Here is a 14556-nt window from a genome sequence, read left to right on the forward strand (position 1 = left end):
CAATACGTTCAGATCCGATTCGACTTCGAGGAGTTTGCGATGCCCTTCATAGCACTGCGACAACTATTGGACCACGCGGCCGAGCACGGCTACGGCGTGCCCGCCTTCAACGTGAATAACATGGAGCAGATCCACGCGATCATGCAGGCCGCCGAAGCGACCGCCAGTCCGGTGATCCTGCAGGCGTCGGCGGGCGCGCGCAAGTACGCGGGCGAACCGTACCTGCGCCATCTCGTGCTGGCCGCGCTGGAGGCGCATCCGGATATCCCGCTCGTGCTGCACCAGGATCACGGCGCGAGCCCGGCGGTGTGTCAGCAGGCAATCCGCTCGGGCTTCACGTCGGTGATGATGGACGGCTCCTTGCTGCCCGACCAGAAGACGCCCGCAGCCTACGAGTACAACGTCGACGTGAGTCGCCGGGTCGTGGAGGCGGCGCATGCGGTGGGCGTTTCCGTCGAAGGCGAACTCGGTTGTCTTGGCTCGCTCGAAACCGGCACGGCGGGTGACGAGGACGGTGTGGGCGCCGAAGGCCAGCTCTCGCGCGACGAGTTGCTCACCGATCCGCGCGAGGCGCAGATTTTCGTGGAGGCGACCGGCGTGGACGCGTTGGCGATTGCGATCGGCACGTCGCATGGCGCATACAAATTCAGCCGCCAGCCGACCGGCGATATTCTCGCGATCGACCGGATCGTCGAAATTCATGAACGGATTCCGAACACGCATCTCGTCATGCACGGTTCCTCGTCGGTGCCGCAGGAGTGGCTCGCGGTGATCCGCGAATACGGCGGCGAGATTCCCACCACATATGGCGTGCCCGTCGAGGAAATCCAGCGCGGCATTGCGCATGGCGTGCGCAAGGTCAATATCGACACCGACATCCGGCTCGCGATGAGCGGTGCGATGCGCAAGTCGATGGCGAATGCGCGCGCCGAATTCGACCCGCGCGCCGCGTTGAAGGCGGCGACGGCAGCGGCGAGCGCGATCTGCGTCGAACGTTTCGAGGCGTTCGGCTGCGCGGGTCAGGCGTCGCGCATCAAGCCCTTGCCGCTCGATGCGATGGCGCGCCGCTACCACTAAACCACTGACCTGTTTCCAAGGAGACGCCCATGCGTGATTTCCTGATCGCCCCATCGCTGCTGTCGGCGGATTTCGCCCGGCTGGCCGACGAGATTCGCGACGTGACCGCGGCCGGCGCGGACTGGATTCATCTGGACGTGATGGACAACCATTACGTGCCGAACCTCACGGTCGGGCCGCTCGTGTGCTCGGCCATTCGCCCGCATACGTCCGTGCCGATCGACGTGCATCTGATGACGATGCCCGTCGATTCGCTCGTGACCAGCTTTGCCGAAGCGGGCGCGAATACCATCAGCTTTCATCCGGAAGCGTCGCTGCACGTACACCGGACCATCGAGCTCATCAAGACGAGTGGCGCGCGCGCGGGACTGGCGCTCAACCCGGCCACGCCGCTCACGGTGCTCGACCACGTGATCGAGCGGCTCGACGTGGTGCTCGTGATGTCGGTGAATCCGGGTTTCGGCGGGCAGGCGTTCATTCCGCAAACGCTGGATAAACTGCGGGCGTTGCGCGAACGGGTCGATGCGACGATGCAGCGGACCGGACGGCGCTTGCTGATCGAGGTGGACGGCGGGGTGAAGGCGGCCAATATCGCGCAGATCGCGGCGGCGGGCGCGGATGTATTCGTGGCGGGTTCCGCGGTGTTCGGCGCCGGCGACTACGCGCGGGCGATCGCCGCGATGCGCGACGAACTGGAGCAGGTAAACGAAGACAGCGAAGGCGCTGGCGCATTGGCGATGGCGCAATGAATGGACGCTCGGGCGCCGGCCTTCAGCGCTTTTTCATCGTCTCGCCCGGCGCGTGCCACGCCGTGAGGTCCTGCTCGGGACGCTCGACCGCGCAGCCCCAGTCGAGCGGCTGGTCCTGATCGAAACGCTTGCCGAGCCGCCATGCGATCTCCGCGCGCGCGAGCTGGACGCCCATATAGAATGCGTGGCCGCCGTCGGCTTCGAGATGCAGGTCAGGGTAGAGCGCGAATGGGTCGCCTGCCTGGCGATGGCCGTCGCGGTTGTAGACATGAATGCCGTCGGCGCTGACCTGGACACGGAAGTTGGGGTCGCGCACGTCGCGGGCAAACTCGTCGATTTCGGCGGCGCTGTACGGAAACGGGCGTTTGGCATGAACGGTCGCGAGATCGCTGTTGATGCCTTTGGGCAGCACCTGCGCCTCGCGGGCGGCGTGCATCACCCGGCGGGCTACGTCGGCTTCGCGCACCGCGCGCCGCGCATGCAGGCTGACTGACGTGGTGAGCACCGCGCTCACGCGAAGCTCCGCGGCCATGCCGAGCAGGACGGCGTTGATGCCGCTGGTGTCGGCCTCGGTCAACTCGGTGACATTGCCGATGCCCATCATGATGGCAATATCCGGGTAACGCTCGCGCAGCCGGACATAACGCGCAATCGACGCGGCAAGGCCGAATGGAATCGGATCGAGAATCGGGTCGGCGAGAAACGCGCGTCCGCGTGCGGCGAGCAGCTCGATCGCGGCGTCGAGCGAGGCCGGATCGCCCGGTTCGCGGGCGACGAGGATCGGCGTGGACGGCACCTCGTCGGCGATCCATAGCGTATCGAGGTTCAGGCTCATCAGATAGTCGGCGCCGGCGCGGCCGCCGCGCAGCAGTTCTTCGCTACGCATCGAATCGACGCTCACACGATACCCCTGGTCTTTCAGCAGGCGCACCGCGTCTTCCAGATGCGGAAACGGCGTTTCGGGCAGGCAACCAATGTCGATCACGTCTGCGCCCTGCGCGGCGTACTCGCGCGCCCGCGCGGCGATGCCGTCCAGGTCGAGCCGAGGCGCATCGACGATCTCGGCAAAAATATCGGTCTCGTAGCGCGTCAGGTCGAAAGGCTGCGCCTCGCGGCCGAAGAATTGCGGCAGATCCTTGACCTCCTCCGGGCCGCGCTCGAACGGCACGCCGTAGTGTTCGGCCAGCGCGGCGAGATCGCCACGGCAGCGACCCGGCACGATCACGCGCTGTGCCGCGAGCGGAAGAGGCACTCGGCGGCGGATCATGTCGGCCGTCATGAGTGCCGCGACCTGCAGGCCGATTTCGCGAATCTCCCAACTGAACGGCGTCGGCGCCATGCTTTCGAGCACGCGGATCAGGCTCTTTTCGGCGAGCCGGCCAGTCAGGAAGACAATGTGGTCCATGTCAGTACGGGTCGGTCCGCGCAAGGCGTATTGATTCCCACTCGGCGAGCCGCGACCGCAAGGCGCGTGGGGGCTGTTTCATGCGAGATTTATGCGAGATCGAGAGTCGACAAGCGTTCAGCGAGCGCCGCTTTCAGTTCATCCAGCGAGCAGACGAGCGTCGTGTATTCGAAGCGCGACAGGCGCTCAACGTTGTCGAGTTCGATCGCCCGCGGACGCAGTTCGACCCATTCGTTCGGGCTTTGCGTGACCACGGTCGGTTCCGTGTCGCATGCAAAGACAATGCCCGGAATGCATTGCTTGCCCGCCTGCGCGTACATATTGGTCGGCAGCGTATCGGAGATGCCGAACGCGCATTTGGCCACCGTATTGCTGGTGGCCGGCGCGATCACGACAGTGTGATACATGCCGTGATAGAGCATGCCGACCGGCACGCCGCTCGCGCTATTGTCGCGAAACACGCGAAAGTGCTTGCGCAAGGTCGGCAGCGGCCAGCCGTAAAGCGGCAGCACTTCTTCCGCGGCTGCGGAAAGGAAGAGGTCGACGCGCGGCAACTCGAGCGCGAGCGCAATCGACTCGTCGAGCAAGTGGCCGGAGCCGGTTACGCACCATGCGAAGCGCGCATCGGGCTTGAAGTCCGCGAGATTGCGAGCGGGCGCCTGGGTCATGCGTTACAGGGCGGCGATTCTTCGGAGGGCGAATCGTCGGGTGACAGTCCGTCGGGCGGCGCGCCGTCGAGCGCCGAGCCGTCGTGCGACAGACGGATGTGCAGCCGGCGCATCTTCCGGTACAGCGTGTTGCGGCTGATGCCGAGCGCCTTGGCGACGTTGCTGACATTCCAGCGATGCTCGTCGAGCAGCGTGAGAACGGTTCCGCGTTCGTTCAACTGGATCGCATTGAGCGCGGAAAGATCCGCTTCGTCGGCGAGATGCGGTTCGGGGTCCACTACCGCCGTGCGGGAAGCCGCCACCAGTACGGTTTCCGGCCCACGTTGCGTGACTTCGGCAGGCAGGTCTTCGCAGCGGATCGGCTGCCCGTCGCACAGCGCGATGGCCATCTGCAACACGTGACGCAACTGGCGGATATTGCCGGGCCACGCATAGGTCAGTAACGCGTGTTCGGCTTCCGGGGTCAACTCGGGTGGCTCATCGTCGGATTCGTTTTCGAGCAGATGATGAATGAGCGCGAGCTTGTCGATCCGTTCCGCGAGCGGCGGCAGATTCAGTTCGACGCCTTTGAGCCGGTAATACAGATCCTCGCGGAATTGCCCGCTATGCACGAGTTCGAGCAGATTGCGGTGACTCGCGCTAATGAGCTGAAAATCGACCTTGATGGTCGTCTCGGCACCGAGCGGCGTGACCTCGTGTTCCTCGATCACGCGCAGAAGCCGCGCCTGCAACGAGAGCGGCATGTCGCCGATTTCGTCGAGAAAGAGCGTGCCGCCGTTGGCCTGCACGATCTTGCCGCGCCGTCCTTCGCGCTGCGCGCCGGTGAACGCGCCGGCACGATAGCCGAACAGTTCGCTTTCGATCAGGTTTTCGGGCAGCGACGCGCAGTTCACCGGCACGAATGGGCCCGCCGCGTGCGGGCTGATGCTGTGCAGCGCCTGCGCGAAAACTTCCTTGCCCGTGCCCGTTTGCCCGCGGATGATCACCGGGATTTTGCGCTGGACCACGCGCGCCGCAAGCTGGATTTGCGAAGCCATGCGCGGGTCGCCGAATTCGAGGTGCGCGATTTCGTCGAGCCGGGCCGGCGCCGGCCGTTTGTCGACGGCGCTGGCGCGCGCGGCCGGCGCTGTCACCGCCACCCTGGTGCCGCGCCCCGCGCTGCTCTGCGGCGTTTGCGCGACGAGAAAGAAGCGGTTGGTCGCGTTCGCGCTATATACGGTGACAGGATGAAACGACCCGCGAATGCTGCGCGCGATCATGTCTTCGAGCGATGCATTGAAGGCTTCCTCGATGCGCCGGCCACGCAATTCGCCGAGTGTGCGGAAACCGAGCTGAAAGAGGGCGCTGCGATTCGCGGCGAGCACCGTGCTGTCGTCCGCGACCGCCAGTTTGCCGCCGTGCAGCGTACCGACGAATTCCGGGCGGCTGTGGAAGTGGATCATGTTCGCGTGCCGGTAACGCGCATCCAGCAGGCGGTTTTCGATCATTTGCCGCGACATGCCCACGAGCACCAGAGAATGCTGCTGGAGCAGCTTCGAGCGGCTCGTCACGTCCAGCACGGCGGCAATCTCGCCGCGGTCGTCGAAAATCGGCGCGGCGGAGCAGGTGAGCGACGTATAGCGCGGATAGAAATGTTCGTGCTGGCACACGGCGATGCAGTCGCGTTCTGCCAGACACGTGCCCATGCCGTTCGTGCCGGCTTCGCGCTCGCTCCACAAGGCGCCGACGCGAAAGCCGTCTGCCGCCACGGCTTCAGCGAAAGGCACCGACGAAACCTGATGGACGATCATCCCACCCGCATCGACCAGCACGACCGCCAGTTCGGGATCGGCCAGTTGCTGATAAAGCGTGGTCATTTCGAGCTTCGAGCACGCGATCAGATCGCCCATGGCATCGCGGCGCGAGCTTAGTTCGTAGTCCGTCAGGACCGGGGGCGTGACAAAACGGGAAGGGTCGAGCTGGAATTCGTTCATGCAGCGCGCCCACGATTGAGCGACGGGTTCGCTCGTCGGTCGCGTTGCCAACTGATGGTTGACGACGTTCAGAACTTCACGGACGTGCAGCGTGCTGTCAGCAAGCAACGACATAGGGCCTGTCTCCGTTGCGTCAGTTCGTGCGCGCCGGTCCGCATTGCGTTGCATGAATTCTGCTTCGCGATGTGCGCCACGAGTGCCGCTTTATCGATACTGTCTTCCCCTTGCGCCGCGGCTTCTGCGGTCCGTATGCGCACCGAGTGATTCGCCGTTATGTCAGGCGTCGGCTTAAAACTGTACGCCGGATGTCGCTCCCGTTCAACAAGAAGTCGCCATAACCCTACATGGCGTGCCCGATTTTTGCTTTTCCCGAAGCCATGCCGAGAAGAGCGTTTCCAGCTCGCCGGCAGCAGGGAGAGTGTTGCAGGTTCGGCGCAGAGTGCTGCGCGTGCTGTCACCTGACCTGCTTTATGTTTACCCGTTTGCGTTTACCCGAATCCCGTCGTCTAACTCGTCTTGCTCAATTTTTTGCCGCACTGCGGCGGAGTACACCATGGACCGTATCGATGCCGTTCGCCTTGCCAGTTTCTCCGCTGCCGGCGCGCCGGGCGCCGCTGTCCCATCCGATTCGCCCGCTACCGGCACGCGGTCCGGGCGGATGGACATCGTTTTTATCGAGGAATTCATCGGTCAGACGATTATCGGTATCGACAGCAGCGAGCAACATATGCTGCAGCCGGTGAGGATGAACCTCGCGATCGGGGTTCCCGCGATCCGTGCATGCACGACGGATCGTATCGAGGACACGATCAACTATGCGGCGGTACGCAATGCGCTGCATGCGCTGCTCGCCGCGCACGGCGTGCGCCTGCTCGAAGCGCTTGCCGAAGCGGTGGCGCGACTGCTGATCAACGACTTCGGCGCTCATTGGGTGCGTGTGGCGCTCGCCAAACCTGCCAAGTTCGATGACGTGGCGGCCGTCGGCGTGCAGATCGAGCGGCAGCGCAGCGATATGGCCCAACCGGCCACGAGTCTCGTGGGGTATGCGTCGCTTGGAGCAGGGTTGATTCCGAACTGAGCGCGACAGAGCGGCGCGGCGCCGTTGCCGGCTCCGCGCGCCAAGGCCCTCACACGCGTCACACGCATCACACGCTCGGCTATTTCGCCGACGCCGTTTTGTCGGAGCCTATTCCGCAACTGTGATAGGCGTCCGTCTGCAACGTGCGGAATTTCTTCGTCTGCGCTTTAGCGTGGTCGACCCGAAATTCCGAGCCGCCTTCGCCGCCCAAGGTTGCGTACTTCGAGAACGTCGACTGAGCGACGAAGTCATCGTAGGACAGCTTGGCGGCCATCTTGTCGATCACGCACGAGCATTTATAGACGTTCACGAAATCGTGCCCGTTGTCGTCCATGCAACTCAACACGTATTCGACGCGGCCCTGCGTCGGGTAGTTGTAGCCCCCCGCCGGGGCAGGCGCCGTGGGCGTGTCGCCGTCCGCCCAGGCGAGCGGTACCGCGAGCGCGATGCAGGCGAAGGCCGCCAGCGCACGACATCGTATGGTCATCTCATGCCTCTATCAAAGAGTTCGCGCTTCAGCCCGGGGCCCGCGTAACGGCGGGCGCCCGTCGCATTCACGCGAACTCGCGCACACTCAGTTCGGGGCAAACGGGTGCGCGACGCTGCCCTTCTTCGCCACGACTTCCGCGGCAGTCGGTTCACCGGCAACCGCGCGCTGGATCGCCTCACGCGTTGCCTTGTAGTTGAACTCCTGAATCTTCTTGTCGTCTTCCGCCTGCCAGTGAATGAAGACGCCGACGCACAGGAACAGATCGTCCGCCTCGTCCTTCGGGATCGTGCCGTCCTCGACGCTGTCTGCGACAGCGAGCGCAACGGCGTGCTGCGCGGGGCCGAACATCTGCACGGCCTGTTTGGCGCCCTTGATGGTCACCTTGTTGAACAGAATCGTGTTCGGCTTGGTGAGGAGGTTTGGTGCGATGACGGCAAGTAGCGATGTAAAGCCATCCTTATTATTGGTGAGCGCATTGCAGAATGCGGTTTCCGCAGCCGAACCCCGCGGTCCGATCAGCAAGTCGATGTGTGCGACCTCGTTGCCGTCGCCGACGAGCGACTCTCCTATCAGCACGCGATTGATCTTGGCCATTCTGTTCCTCCGATGAGTGGAATACGGACTTGCTGACTGACATGCCGCCGGTGGCGATCGTATTGCCCGATCGCCGGGCGGCTGGTTGATGCACGGTGGCACTAACTAACAGGATCCGTGCCAGTGCGCGGTTCGCTCCGCTCGCGTGGCGATGCGCCGGCGTTGCAGGCGCAGGCGAGGCAGCCGGCGACGAACAGCGTCGCCACGGTCAGGTCCGCGCTGGTGCCCGGGTTGATCGCGCTCGCCTTCAGTTCGGCATCCCATGCATCGAGCGGTTGAGCCGCCGCGTCAGGGTGCTTTTGCGCGAGCGCGAGGCGCCATTGCGCGTGCCGCTCGCGTGCCGCAAGCGTGACACTCTGCGCCACGGCGCGACCTTGCTTACGCACAATGTGAGAGTCGGGCCAGTGGCCGAGAAAGGTCAGAAACACATTGAGGGTCGCGACGTGTGGCTGATCGGCGGGCATCTCGCGATATGCGGCGAGCCCGGTTTCGAAGATGTCGCGAAAGCCCTCCGCGTATTGACGGGCGATGCTGTCGCGTCCGGCGGCGAGCGTCATCGCCTCGCGCAGGTTGACGGTCGGCGGCTCGTGGACCGATTGCTCGGGGGCTTCGCCGAGACCGCCGGGGTTGGCGAGCGCAATTGCGCGGTACGTGAGGCGCGCGTCGTCGATATCGAGCCGCGCGAGCACGCGTGTGGTCGCCGTGCGCCAGGCGTTGGCCGACAGCGGGCGCACGGTGTCCTCCAGCGCCGCGGCGAGCGGGGCGACGAGCAGCAGGATGCCGAGGTTCGTGTTGCAGCCGACCGCGTCGCGCGTGCGGGTCAGCGCATCGAGCACGCGCTGGCCGACCGGCGCGCCGCGGTTGAGCAGCGCATCGGCGGCGGCCTGCGCGCTAGTGATGAACTGGGCTGCGCGCATGCCGTGGCCGGCGCTTTGCACGCTGACGTTGCCGGGCTTGGGCGTTTCCACATCGAGCCGGCAGGCCGCGAGGAAAGCGGCGTGAACCTCGTCGACTGCGACGGAACAGGGAGGCTCAGCCATGACGTCCATGCAACGCCACGACGGCGGCCTCGCCGGTTTGCGCGGGCTCACTGACGGCGCGGCGCTGCGCGGGCAGCTTGCGCTGCAGCAGGTCGTCGGCGAGCGCCGCGGCGAGATCGACCGGCGTGACCGACTGCAGGCCGCGCCATGCCGCCACGCCGTTCACTTCCAGCACGAGCGGCCGGGCAGCGTCTTGGGGATCGGGAATCAGGTCGACGCCCGCATAGTCGAGTCCGAGTGCCTCGGTGGCGCGCACCGCGGTTTGCGCGAGCGGCAGATCGAGTTCGGCCGCCTCGCATGTCGCGCCTTGCGCGAAGTTATGAATCCAGCCCTTGCCGCCGACCCGCCGCATCGCCGCCACGGCGCGGCCGCCGATCACCAGCACGCGCCAGTCGAAACCCGGGCGGCCGCCATCGATATAGCGCTGTAGATATGCAACCTGCTGATACGGTTTGAGCGAGGGCAGAGGGGCCAGCGCGCCAGCATGGGGGCCGCCCGCGCCGAGCCGTTTGAGTCCGTGGCCTTGCGAGCCGAACAGCGGCTTGAGCACGACCTGGCGTCCGGCCGCCGCTTCGCGCATCAGCACGCGCTGCGCGAATGCCGCCGATTCGCCGGCCCATGTCGCGGGCGTCGGTACGCCGTTGCGGTGCAGCAGAAAACTCGTCATCGATTTATCGACGCTGCGCTCGATCGCGCGCGCGTCGTTGTAGACCGGCACGCCGGACTCGCGCAGCGCATGCAGGATGCCCAGCCGCAGCGTGACCTGCTCGAAGGTGCCACCGGCAATGCCGCGCACGAAAACCGCGTCCGGCAGCGTGTGACCGAAGCCCGGCAGCACCAGGCCATACGGCTCCCACGTCGTGTCGATCCGGCAATCCGCCAGATCGATGCAGCGTGCTTCCGCGCCGCGCGCGCGGAAGGCTTTTTTAAGGCGTCCGGTATGCCAGCCCGTTTCGTCGGTCATGATCGCGATGCGCAGAGTCGCTCGCGGGGTGACGGAGTCGGCGTGAGGCTCGGGGACGCTCATGGCTTGCCGCCCCATTGGTCGTGCAGCAATGCCGCGTCGACGCGCCCGCCGTGATACGTCGCGCCGCTCTCAAGACTGCTCACCCACACTTCGGCGGGCGCGAACAGCGCGGGATCGATCTGATAGAAGTCGTAATTGAACGACGTGAAGATGTCCGCGAAAGGGCGGCCGTAATCGCGTGAAGTAGATGCGGGCAATTCCTCGGCGAGCTGTCTGGCCACGGCATCGTGCTTCACGGTGAGATGCACGCGGCCGCCGTACAGGATCGCGTCGTTGGTTCGCCCCATTGCCTGAATGCCGTCCGGCGCGGGTGGCGGCAGCGGCGCCGAGCCGCCGCCTTCCACCACCTCGTCCAGCGCGACGCCGAGCACATGCGTTTTGTGCAACGCAACCTCGACGACACGCGCCACCACCTGTACCGTTCCCGCGACAGAGTGTGTCGGCGTGGTAATGAGCGTCAACCGCTCAGGTGCGAGGCCGCAGTCGTGCAGCACCTTGTCGATCACGACCTGCGGCGGCAGGCGATCGACCTCGAGCACCAGCGCGCCGCGCTCGTGCCGGTCGCGGTAGCCGAGTTCGGCGAACAGCGGCTCCTTCACCGCCAGCGCGCGCGCCGGACCCGAACCGAGCGAGAAAAACTTCTTGCCGCCGGTCTGTTCCTTCGTCGCCGACAGGCTCCAGCCGGCGTACTGGCTGCCGAGGCAGGCGAGCACCGGCCACGAGGTGCGCACTTCGATCATGCTGGGCCACAGCGGCTGCGCGTCCAGGCTTTCGCGCACCGTGACGTGGCCGAGGCCGCCCATGCAGATGCGCGCAATCAGCACGCCGGCCGCGACGCTGCCGGGCGCCGTGACGCCCGCGTCGACCAGCACGGTGCCGTGTTCCGTGTGGGTGATGGCCGCGCCGAAGCGCACGGCGTCCTCGACCAGACGGCTGACGAGACGCTCGCTCAGCGCGTTGACGCTTAGCGCGGCAGCACCGGCGAGCGGCGGCTGCGGAGGTTGCGGCGCGTCAGGAGTGGCATTGGATGAAGGCATAGTCGGGTTCATGACAGGTTTCGATTCGTTGCAGAACGAGCGCATGCTGCGCGGCGAGCGCGTACCGCACGGCGTCCACCGAAGTTGCGCGCACGAGCAGCGTGCAGACCGGGTCGCCGGCGTCGATCCGCATGCCGGGCATGGGCACGTCGCGGCAGAGCGGGTCGCGCAGGCAGGCGTCGCTGAAGGACGGGGAGACGGCGAACGGACGCGGCGCGAACAGCACCTGTTGACCCGCGCGCCACGGCGACGCAGTGGGCGCTGGCGGCAGACGGCCGTGGCGGCAGGCTTCGATATGACAGGCGAGCAGGCCGCGCGGCCACGCGTGCGGCGACGCGGTCTCGTAGAGCGTCATCGTCGACGAGGGGCGGGTGTTGATTTCGAGCAGTTCGAACGCGTCGCCGTCGAGCAGAAAGTCGCAGCTATTGATGCCGGTGAGGCCGGTCTGCGCGCTAAGCGCGGCGATGGCCGCGTGCACGCGTGCCACCACGCTCGGCGGCAGATCGATCGGACCGATCGATCCGGTATGAACGAAAGGCAGATGCCCCATTGCGCAGGTGAGTTGCTCCGCGAAGCCAAGCACGCGCGCACTGCCGCGAGCGGCAATGAATAGTGCCGATAGCGAGCGCCCGTCACGTCGGCGCTGGAAATAGGCTTGCGCGGGCACGCGCGCATCGCCGAACGCCGAGGCCGGCTCGATATGGGTGCCGCCGCAACCGTCCGCGCGTTTGACCAGCCATCCTTGCGTGGTAGCGGGCGGCGCGAAGGCGACCGGCGGATGCGGAATATCCAGCGCGTCCAGCAGCGCGAAAAACCGCTGCGGTTCGCGCACCGCGGCGCTCGCTTCCACAGGATTGCCAATGAAGCGGGGCAGGCCGGGTATCGCGCACAAGTGCGCGACGAACGGCTCGAGCCCGCTGCCGTCGATCCAGCCGATGAGGCCCGGCAAACGCGCGGTGCGTTCGAGCGCTGCGGCGAGTTGCTGCCCGTCGATCGCCAATGGCCCGCCGCCAATGTCGAACCACAACTCGGACGCCTCACGGGTATCGCGGTCGCCGAACACATCGAGCGCGGCGACGCGCAGGCCGGCGCGCGCGGCGGACTGCGCGAGCATGCGGGCGGACAGTCCCGCCACGACGACGAACGGCGCGTGCGGGAGCAATGGGCGCGGCTTCATGGCGACTCGGGTCGTGGTAACGCGCGGGTGCGACGCAGCGCGCTCAACCGAGGCCGGCCGCGACGGCGCGGGCCTCGTCGAAGGCTTGCGGGAAACCCAGGTAGACCGGCTTGCCGCCGGTGCGCATGCGGATGAAGAGACGATGCTCCACCTGGTATTTGACATTGCCGATCGCCAGCGCGCCGATGCCAATGGCGCCGCCCGCCGTCGGCACGCCTCCGATCGGTTTGCCGTCGTTCATCACGTTGACGCCCGCGATGCCTTCCGGCGGCACGGCGTTCACATCCGCGGCAATCAGCAGATGCCTGGCATGCGCGAGATCCTCGGTGCCGACCACCTGCACGCCGGCGATGGCCGTGGCGAGCACGATTTCGGCCTCGCCCAACGCGGCGCGCAGTTCTGCCGGGGTTGCCGTGCCCACGCCCTTGGTGACGATGCCAAAGCGCTGATTGATGTCGTCGCTGACATGCATCGCGCGCGCCGGGTCGCTGTGGCTTGCAATCGACACGTCGGCGCCGAGCGAGGCCGCCATGGCCGCGGCCACACGTCCCACCGCGCCGGTGCCGCCAAGAATCAGCACGCGCTTGCCGCCCAGTTCCATGCCGAAGGCCTTGGCGAGATGCCGCTCCACCAACGCGACGAGCGCGGCGGCGGTCGTGTACGAGCCGCTCGGATCGGCGAACACGGAGACTTCGAACGGCGGCACCATGGCTTTGCGCGCGCTGTCGAGCATGTCGGCCGCGAGCATGACGTCACGCCCGCCGATGAAGATGCCGGTGCGCGACACACCCTTCGGACCACGCGAGAAAATCGCGTCCTGAGTGAGGTTCGCGACCATCCCCGCATCGACGCCGCAGTACGGCACGATGATCTGGTAGCCGGCGTCGGCGGCCATGTTCACGTCGAATGGACTCATCTGCGGCGTGGCCGTGAACATGTGCAGGATATAAGGTCTTTCAGCGGGCTTTTCAGTGGTGTCGGACATGGCGGGCGGCTCGTTTCAGTGACATTTCTCATGCAGGGCGCAGGGGAGGGATCGTGGCGGCGCGGGGTTGTCCGCGGCTGGCGGATCGGCGGGCCGGAGCGCGGGACCGAGGCGCATCATGCGGCGTCGATGTGCTGCTGCTGCCGTGCTTCGGCGGAGCGCACCGTCGCGCCGCGATTGCGTCCGGTGACGATCGTGCATTCGATGTGCGGCAGTCCGCGCGTGGCCTCGCGTGCCGTGGCGAGCGCAGCTTCGGCTTCGCGCGCGTCGGCGACGATCGCAAAGCCCGTCGGTCCCCACGAGGTCTGGCCGATGCCCGCGGTCCGCTCGGCGGCCACGGCGCGCAGCGCGCGCTCGACATCGGGGCTCGCGAACACGCCGCCTTGCACGGGCGCGAAGTATTCGCCGATGGTTTGCTGCATCTGCGTCAGACCCTGCGCAAAGGGCACGATGTTGCGCTCCGCGGCGCCCGGCAGAATCTTCATCAGCACGAGGTGGCACAAATGCGCGGCGAGTTGTTGCGGAAACGGCGCGAGCGCGGCGAGGCCGCGGCGCTCTTCAGCACCGTGCAGGCCCTCGCGGGCGTTGTCGCTGACAAGCAGCACGCGCCAGCTATCGGGAAACGGCTGGCGCGCGAGCAGAGGCGGCACGCCCGCATGCAGATCGCCGGACGGTCCGCCGTCCACCAGCAGGCCGCCGGAATCGAAACCGAGTACGCCGATGCCCGAACGGGCGCCGCGTCCGAGCAGACTGGCAAGCTCGGCTGTGGTCGCCACGTGGCCGAGCAGACGAACGAAGGCGCTGCCCACGGCGAGCGAGAGTTGCGTGCCCGATCCCATGCCGCTGTGCGCGCGCGGCGTGCGGACCACCTCGATCGCGACGGGCGTCGGGTCGTAGGCCGCGTGCAGCCGTTCCAGACAGATCGCAATGCGCTCGCGTTCCGCATCGGTCACCACACCGTCGATCCGGTCGCGCTCGGCGAGCCGCGCTTCGACGCGGGTGCCCGCGCCGTCGATGACCAGCCCGAGACTGCCGAACGCGCGTCCGAGCGAGGCGTTCGGATCGAGAAACCCCAGATGCAGCCGCGCGGGCGCGTCGACCGACACGGTGGCTTGAGGCGGAAGGCGGCGAACGTGAAGCTGCATCGCGAGTGTCCTTGTTCGTGCTTGAGTGGCCGCGCATGACTTGCAGTGCATGAGTTGCCGTGCATGAGCGGGCATACCCGAAGAGGCCGCCGCGGCGACCGCGCGTGCCGC

Annotated in this window: 14 protein-coding genes; 3 read left to right on the forward strand and 11 right to left on the reverse strand. The window is 66.4% G+C overall.

Features of this window, described 5'->3' with window-relative positions; all coding sequences use genetic code 11:
- Nucleotides 1-39 precede the first annotated feature (39 nt).
- A complete protein-coding gene (gene fba / locus P0D71_RS23390; RefSeq protein WP_091808884.1) occupies nt 40-1077 on the forward strand; it encodes a class II fructose-bisphosphate aldolase in 1038 nt (345 codons plus the stop codon).
- Nucleotides 1078-1106: 29 nt separating this feature from the next.
- Complete coding sequence (rpe, locus tag P0D71_RS23395) at nt 1107-1826, forward strand: ribulose-phosphate 3-epimerase (protein ID WP_408353529.1); 720 nt, start codon at nt 1107-1109, stop codon at nt 1824-1826.
- Between the two features lie 22 nt (nt 1827-1848).
- Here rpe and P0D71_RS23400 read toward each other — a convergent pair whose 3' ends face one another.
- From P0D71_RS23400 to P0D71_RS23410, 3 genes are all read right to left on the reverse strand, one after another.
- On the reverse strand, nt 1849-3231 hold the full coding sequence (locus P0D71_RS23400) for a DUF6513 domain-containing protein (RefSeq protein WP_408482332.1): 1383 nt from the start codon (nt 3229-3231) through the stop codon (nt 1849-1851).
- An 89-nt stretch (nt 3232-3320) separates the two neighbouring features.
- Nucleotides 3321-3899 (reverse strand): flavoprotein, encoded by a 579-nt coding sequence (locus tag P0D71_RS23405; RefSeq protein WP_408482334.1) that lies wholly within the window; start codon nt 3897-3899, stop codon nt 3321-3323.
- Nucleotides 3896-5986, reverse strand: coding sequence for a sigma-54-dependent Fis family transcriptional regulator (locus P0D71_RS23410; RefSeq protein ID WP_408482335.1), 2091 nt, complete (start codon nt 5984-5986; stop codon nt 3896-3898). Before P0D71_RS23410 ends, P0D71_RS23405 begins: the two co-directional genes overlap by 4 nt.
- A gap of 439 nt (nt 5987-6425) precedes the next feature.
- On the opposite strand from P0D71_RS23410, the gene P0D71_RS23415 reads away from it, so the two are divergent.
- On the forward strand, nt 6426-6950 hold the full coding sequence (locus P0D71_RS23415; RefSeq protein ID WP_408482337.1) for a dihydroneopterin aldolase: 525 nt from the start codon (nt 6426-6428) through the stop codon (nt 6948-6950).
- A 79-nt stretch (nt 6951-7029) separates the two neighbouring features.
- Here the strand turns inward: P0D71_RS23415 and P0D71_RS23420 are convergent, their stop codons facing one another.
- The 8 genes from P0D71_RS23420 to P0D71_RS23455 form a co-directional block, all read right to left on the reverse strand.
- On the reverse strand, nt 7030-7437 hold the full coding sequence (locus tag P0D71_RS23420; protein ID WP_408482339.1) for a hypothetical protein: 408 nt from the start codon (nt 7435-7437) through the stop codon (nt 7030-7032).
- 87 nt (nt 7438-7524) lie between these two features.
- On the reverse strand, nt 7525-8034 hold the full coding sequence (fae, locus tag P0D71_RS23425; RefSeq protein ID WP_091803533.1) for a formaldehyde-activating enzyme: 510 nt from the start codon (nt 8032-8034) through the stop codon (nt 7525-7527).
- A 101-nt stretch (nt 8035-8135) separates the two neighbouring features.
- Nucleotides 8136-9074 carry a triphosphoribosyl-dephospho-CoA synthase gene (locus P0D71_RS23430; RefSeq protein ID WP_408482341.1) on the reverse strand — a complete coding sequence of 313 codons (939 nt, stop codon included), beginning with the start codon at nt 9072-9074 and terminating at the stop codon, nt 8136-8138.
- Entirely contained in the window at nt 9067-10101 is a 1035-nt protein-coding gene (locus tag P0D71_RS23435) for an ATP-grasp domain-containing protein (protein ID WP_408482343.1), read from the reverse strand. The genes P0D71_RS23430 and P0D71_RS23435 overlap by 8 nt, the downstream gene beginning before the upstream one ends.
- Nucleotides 10098-11138: a methenyltetrahydromethanopterin cyclohydrolase gene (mch, locus tag P0D71_RS23440; RefSeq protein WP_408482405.1), complete on the reverse strand. Its 1041-nt coding sequence runs from the start codon at nt 11136-11138 to the stop codon at nt 10098-10100. Before mch ends, P0D71_RS23435 begins: the two co-directional genes overlap by 4 nt.
- Nucleotides 11113-12315, reverse strand: coding sequence for an ATP-grasp domain-containing protein (locus tag P0D71_RS23445; protein WP_408482344.1), 1203 nt, complete (start codon nt 12313-12315; stop codon nt 11113-11115). Before P0D71_RS23445 ends, mch begins: the two co-directional genes overlap by 26 nt.
- A 43-nt stretch (nt 12316-12358) precedes the next feature.
- Complete coding sequence (locus P0D71_RS23450) at nt 12359-13300, reverse strand: NAD(P)-dependent methylenetetrahydromethanopterin dehydrogenase (RefSeq protein ID WP_408184218.1); 942 nt, start codon at nt 13298-13300, stop codon at nt 12359-12361.
- Between the two features lie 116 nt (nt 13301-13416).
- Nucleotides 13417-14445 (reverse strand): beta-ribofuranosylaminobenzene 5'-phosphate synthase family protein, encoded by a 1029-nt coding sequence (locus P0D71_RS23455; RefSeq protein WP_408482346.1) that lies wholly within the window; start codon nt 14443-14445, stop codon nt 13417-13419.
- Between the last annotated feature and the right edge of the window lie 111 nt (nt 14446-14556).

The organism is Paraburkholderia sp. RL17-383-BIF-A (genome assembly GCF_046028015.1).
GTDB lineage: Bacteria > Pseudomonadota > Gammaproteobacteria > Burkholderiales > Burkholderiaceae > Paraburkholderia.